The organism is Mesorhizobium sp. M1050, assembly GCF_040318715.1.
Classification (GTDB): Bacteria; Pseudomonadota; Alphaproteobacteria; order Rhizobiales; family Rhizobiaceae; genus Mesorhizobium.
On record NZ_JAMYMV010000143.1, the window covers coordinates 1 to 5,606 of the forward strand.

The window sequence follows — 5,606 nt, forward strand, 5'->3', positions numbered from 1 at the left end:
CCCCCGGCCGCCTGCGTTTATAACTGCCTTTCGGGGTTGTTCTTTGGGGGGGTTTTAATCCATAATTTGGTCCCCGCGCCCCCGCCTGGGCCGGGCGGGGTCTTGGGGGGGCGCCTCGCGCTACAATTCGCTCCTTTTGGAGACCGATGGATGAGCGAAGCAACGACAACCGACGGCAAATCCGCCACCTTCCATCTCCCCGTCGCCGAAGAGCAGGTCGAAGGCCTGCCGCCGGGCTTCGGCGACGGCATGGCCGGCAAGGCCGCCTTTCTCATCGCCGTCGCTTTCTCCGTCTTCCAGATCTACATCGCCGCCTATGGCAGCATTCCGAGCCAGGTGGTGCGAGCCATGCATGTCGGCTTCCTACTGCTGCTCGGCTTCGGCCTGATCGCCAATCTGCGCGCCAGAAGCGTGCCGGCGAAAGCCGTGTTCTGGACGCTCGGCGTGCTCGGCTTCGGCACCGGACTCTACAATTGGGTGTTCTATACCGACCTCATCCGCCGCTCCGGCTTCCTGACCACGCCGGACCTGATCGTCGGCGCAGTGCTGGTGGTGCTGGTCTTCGAGGCCGCCAGGCGGCTGATGGGGCAGCGGCTGGCGGTCATCGCCTTCATCTTCCTCGCCTATTGCTTCGTCGGCAACCATCTGCCGCCGCCGCTCATCCATCGCGGCTATGATTTCGCCCAGCTCGTCGACACCTTTGCCTACGGCACCGAAGGCATCTACGGCACGCCGATCTATGTTTCAGCCGCCTACATCTTCATCTTCGTCGTCTTCGCCGCCTTTCTCGAACGCGCCGGCATGATCGCGCTGTTCAACGATTTCGCGCTCGGTCTTGTCGGCACCTGGCGCGGCGGCCCGGCGCAGGTATGCGTGCTGTCGTCGGCACTGATGGGCACCATTTCCGGCTCGGGCGTCGCCAATGTGGTGGCCAGCGGCCAGTTCACCATCCCCCTGATGAAGCGCTTCGGCTTCCGCGCGGCTTTTGCCGGCGCCGTCGAGGCAACCTCCTCGATGGGCGGCCAGATCATGCCGCCGGTGATGGGCGCGGTCGCCTTCATCATGGCCGAGACGCTGAACGTGCCTTATGCCGAAGTGGTCAAGGCAGCGATCATCCCGGTGCTGCTCTATTTCGGCGCCTGCTTCTGGCAGGTGCATCTGGAGGCCGGCAAGGCCGGCCTGCACGGCATGGCAAAGGCTGACTTGCCCAATCCATGGGACGCGGTGCGACAGCACTGGCCGCTGGTGCTGCCGCTGGCGGCCCTCATCTATCTTTTGTTCGCCGGCTATACGCCGATCTTCGCCGGCACGATGGGCCTGGCGCTGACCATCGTGCTCATCCTCGGTACGCCGCTGGCGGCAGCGATCGGGCCGCTCGCCTTCCGCATCGTCTTCTGGCTGGCGCTCGGGCTCGCCGCGGCTTCGTTCATGAAGTTCGGCGTCAACCTCCTCGGCCTCGTCATCGCCGCGCTGATCGTCGCCTGCTTCACCTTCAGGGGCGGGCGCGAGACACTGCGGATCTGCGTCGACTCGCTCGCCGAAGGTGCCAAGAACGCGCTGCCGGTCGGCATTGCCTGTGCCATCGTCGGCATCGTCATCGGCACGCTGACGCTGACCGGCATCGCGTCGACCTTCATCGGCTGGATCATCTCGATCGGCGAGAACAATTTGTTCCTGTCGCTGGTGCTGACCATGGTCACCTGCCTGGTGCTCGGCATGGGCATCCCGACCATTCCCAACTACATCATCACTTCGTCGCTGGCCGGGCCGGCGCTGCTGTCGCTCGGCGTGCCGCTGCTGGTCAGCCACATGTTCGTCTTCTATTTCGGCATCATGGCGGACCTGACGCCACCGGTGGCGCTGGCCGCGTTCGCCGCCGCCCCCATGGCCAAGGAAAGCGGCCTCAAGATCGGCATCCAGGCGACCAAGCTGGCCATCGCCGGCTTCGTCGTGCCGTTCATGGCGGTCTACACGCCGGCGCTGATGCTGCAGGACGCCGGTCCGATCTCCGCCCAGTTCGGCTATCCCGTCGAGGTCGCCTACATCGTCGCCAAGGCGTGCATGGGCATCGTGCTGTGGGGCGCTGCCGCGGTGGGCTTCCTCGTCAGGCGCATGGCATGGTGGGAGCGTCTTGTCGCCTTCGCCGCCGGCGTGCTTCTGGTCGCTGCGGTTCCCCTCACCGACGAAGCGGGCTGGGCGCTGGCGCTTGCCTGGACCGGCTGGCACTGGTGGCGGGCGCGGCCGGCCACCGCATGAGCCTGTGCATCCTGGCCGCCGGCAAGACGGTGACGCTCTCGGTTGCCGCCTTCACGCTGTCCTGGATGCATTCGGTTGAACGGACGCGCTGGGAGGAGGGCTGGAAGGTGACGCCTTCCGGCCTGCAAGTGGTCGAGGCGCGGATCAAGGGCTCGGGCGCGGGCATGGAGCCGCCGGAAGGCGCGGTGCTGCGCGACGGCTGGTGGGTCTATGCGCCTGATGTAGGCCCACAGCGACGCCTCGTGCTCGCCGCCTCCGGCGAGACCGGCGACGGCTGGATGCTGTGCACGGTTCAAGGCTGCCGTGAACTCGGCAAGGTGGCTGGTGCCTCCATTGTGCTGGAACCATGCGGGTCGGACGGCACGAGCCAGCCCGATAGCGCACGATCAGGCCGGTGAGCGGATGGGAAATCTCGACATGGAAGTGGAAGCGGCCGTTTTCGACGGCCTCGTGAAATCTCCTGCCGACCTGACCCCCTAGCCAATCATTCGTCCCCGCAGCTCGGGTGCGGGTATCTCGCAACTGTCCTTCCTGCCGAACAGGGTGTAGCGATTCCTGGCGATGCAATCGTAGAGCCAGTTTCGCAGCGGGCGCGGCAGCAACAGCAAAGCGTTCATCGCCCGCCAGGGCCAGCCGAGTTCCGACATGACGGCAACGAAGCTGTCGAGCCGCGTGAAGGCGATGCCGTCGATCAGGACCAGATTGGTTTCGTAGGAGTCCGTGCGCAGCCCGCGCTTCCTGAACAGCGCTTCGCCAAACGGCGACTGCGCGGTGGCGAAGCGGAAACGGCTTTGGCGGTCGAGCCTGACCACCATGCGCACGAAGCCGGAGCACAGCACGCAGACGCCATCGAAGACGATCAGCGGATGGCGTGCATCGAAGGATGTTTTGGAGGGACTGCTTGACTTGGGAAGGTCGGTCACGCAGGCCTCGGCTGCTTGTGCCCTATGACACTAAGCCAGCCGGAGGCGGCATCAAAGCCGTGGCGATGTCGCACGCCGCCTGTCGGCGAGAGCGGGACGCTCGGCGCGATAGGTGGTGGCGCGGGTTGAGGCGGCGGGCCTGCAGATCCGGCTGTCGTGGCGGCTCTCGAAAGTCATGATCAGTGCGCGCCCAGCGAGCTGCCGCGACGGGCGCAGGCCGGGCCGGGGCCGCGCATGTAATAGCGCTCGGGCCGATAGGTCGGCGCGACGAATTCGCGGATGACGGCGGCATAGCCGATGAGGTGCGCGAGGAAGTTCATTTACCTGGTCCCTGTCCCGTTTTCGGATGTCCCTTCCGAATTGCGGTCATCATAGCGTCGAGGCGTGAATAGTCGGTGAACGTGATGTTAAGATCTGGTCGAAAAGGCCTTGCTTCGTGGCTGGAATGCGGCTGATTCGGGGTCTTTCCGTGCAGTTGGTCGGCATTCCGGCCAATGTGACTTTTGCATCACATATGTTTCGTTCGAATGCCGCCTGCGCGCGATTCTGTTTCAGCTTTTGCCGCGCCTGGGAAATTTCCGTGCTGGCGCGACCATCCCGGAAACCGGCCTTCGCGTCGTCGACGTCGCGCATGGCGGAACTGGAGCGGCCTCTGCCCGTTCATCTTCATCCGGGTTCTGGAAGGGAAGATATCATGGCGCCGCGCCCGGCCGGGAAAGGCCATCCGAGGCTGTCGCTGGGCCCACGGCGAAGGCGGCCCCCAAGCCTTCGTTCGACCTGATGAAGAAGAGCCTGCCGTCGGATGCCGGGCCTGCGAAGGCCGGCGCGCCAAGTCAGCCTGAGGACATCAAGAGATGGCCAGCCTCGAACAGTATCATTCCAAGCGCGATTTCAAGAAGACGGCTGAACCGGCCGGCAAGGTTTCTCGCGACAAGAAGTCCAAGGCTGGCGGTATCTTCGTCATCCACAAGCACGCCGCGACAAGGCTGCATTACGACCTTCGCCTCGAACATGCCGGCGTGCTGTGGAGCTGGGCGGTGACGCGCGGCCCGAGCCTCGACCCGCATGAGAAGCGGCTGGCCGTGCATGTCGAGGATCATCCGATCGACTATGCACCGTTCGAAGGCACAATCCCCAAGGGCGAGTATGGCGGCGGTTCGGTCATCGTCTGGGACGAGGGCACCTGGGTCCCCGAGATCGACCCGGCCAAGGCGATGAAGAAGGGCCATATCAGCTTCGAGCTCAAGGGGCACAAACTGCACGGCCTTTGGCATCTGGTGCGGCTGAAGCCACGCGCGGGAGAAAAACACGACAACTGGCTGCTGATCAAATCGGACGATGCCGCGGCCCGCCCCGGCGAGGACATTCTCAAGGAGGCACCGGAATCGGTGAAGTCGGGCCTGACGATCGAAGAAGTCGGCGAAGGCAAGACCGCCAAAGGCAAGGAGCCAAAGGTCTGGCATTCAAACAAACCGGCCGTCGGCAAGGCGAAGGCCGGGGGCAAGAAACTCGACTTCGTCGAGCCGCAGCTGGCCACGCTGGAGCGGGATGCGCCGCCGGGCAAGGACTGGCTGCACGAAGTCAAGTTCGATGGTTATCGCATGCAGGCGCAGATCGCCGGCACCGATGTGCGGCTGCTGACCCGCACCGGTCTCGACTGGACCGCAAAGTTCGGCGACGAGATCATCGCTGAACTCGCCGGACTGAAATGCAGCGACGCCATCATCGACGGCGAGATCGTCGTGCTGGCCGACAGCGGTGTTTCGTCCTTTGCGCTGCTGCAAGCCGATCTCTCAGCCAGGCGGACGGATCGCTTCCTCTACTATGTCTTCGACACGATGCGCCTTGACGGCAAAGACCTGCGCGCCGAACCATTGGTCGAACGCAAGCAGGCCCTGCGGGACCTGCTCGGCAAGCAGCCGGAGTATGCAGCAGTTCGTTTCAGCGACCATTTCGCCGAACCCGGCAACATCATGCTGGAGCATGTCTGCCGCATGGGGCTCGAAGGCGTCGTCTCCAAGCGCGCGGATGCGCCCTATCGCAGTGGACGCGGCCCCACCTGGGTGAAGTCGAAATGCACGGCGCGGCAGGAATTCGTCATCGGAGGGTATTTGCCGTCGGACAAGACCGGACGCGGACTGCGCTCGATCCTCGTCGGCTTCCACGAGGGCGGCAAACTGCATTATGCCGGACGCGTCGGCACCGGCTTTTCCGGCAAGGGCGCCAATGAGCTAAAGGCAAAGCTGGACCGGCTGAAGGCGACTGCCTCACCCTTCTCCGCCGCCATGCCGAAGGGCAAGGGACTGGTGTGGGTCAAGCCGGAACTTGTCGGCGAAGTGGAGTGTCGATAGCGAATTAAGTTGTCCGGTTTAGGTAGCACACGAGTTGTCCGCTGCTTCTGGTTTTGTTCTGCTGGCCGCCGAGCGG

At 64.4% G+C, this 5,606-nt stretch carries 5 protein-coding genes and 2 pseudogenes; 3 read left to right on the plus strand and 4 right to left on the minus strand.

The window, feature by feature from the left end:
* The first annotated feature begins 150 nt into the window (after nt 1-150).
* Together NKH57_RS33305 and NKH57_RS33310 are read left to right on the plus strand one after the other, a co-directional pair.
* Nucleotides 151-2,256 (plus strand): TRAP transporter permease, encoded by a 2,106-nt coding sequence (locus NKH57_RS33305; RefSeq protein ID WP_352950574.1) that lies wholly within the window; start codon nt 151-153, stop codon nt 2,254-2,256.
* The gene (locus NKH57_RS33310; RefSeq protein WP_352605978.1) at nt 2,253-2,654 is read left to right on the plus strand and encodes a DUF1850 domain-containing protein; all 402 of its coding nucleotides are present in this window, start codon (nt 2,253-2,255) and stop codon (nt 2,652-2,654) included. Before NKH57_RS33305 ends, NKH57_RS33310 begins: the two co-directional genes overlap by 4 nt.
* A 31-nt stretch (nt 2,655-2,685) precedes the next feature.
* Here the strand turns inward: NKH57_RS33310 and NKH57_RS33315 are convergent.
* The 4 genes and pseudogenes from NKH57_RS33315 to NKH57_RS33330 all read right to left on the minus strand — a co-directional run.
* Nucleotides 2,686-2,775 (minus strand): annotated as a pseudogene (locus tag NKH57_RS33315) (hypothetical protein); the annotation flags it as partial.
* Entirely contained in the window at nt 2,733-3,179 is a 447-nt protein-coding gene (locus NKH57_RS33320; RefSeq protein WP_502907369.1) for a thiol-disulfide oxidoreductase DCC family protein, read from the minus strand. The gene NKH57_RS33320 and the pseudogene NKH57_RS33315, both read right to left, overlap by 43 nt.
* A gap of 179 nt (nt 3,180-3,358) precedes the next feature.
* Nucleotides 3,359-3,499: a hypothetical protein gene (locus tag NKH57_RS33325; protein ID WP_352730292.1), complete on the minus strand. Its 141-nt coding sequence runs from the start codon at nt 3,497-3,499 to the stop codon at nt 3,359-3,361.
* A 49-nt stretch (nt 3,500-3,548) separates the two neighbouring features.
* Complete coding sequence (locus NKH57_RS33330) at nt 3,549-3,812, minus strand: hypothetical protein (protein WP_352950576.1); 264 nt, start codon at nt 3,810-3,812, stop codon at nt 3,549-3,551.
* A 221-nt stretch (nt 3,813-4,033) separates the two neighbouring features.
* Here NKH57_RS33330 and ligD point away from each other — a divergent pair.
* Nucleotides 4,034-5,527 (plus strand): annotated as a pseudogene (gene ligD / locus NKH57_RS33335) (non-homologous end-joining DNA ligase); the annotation flags it as partial.
* Nucleotides 5,528-5,606: the final 79 nt, after the last annotated feature.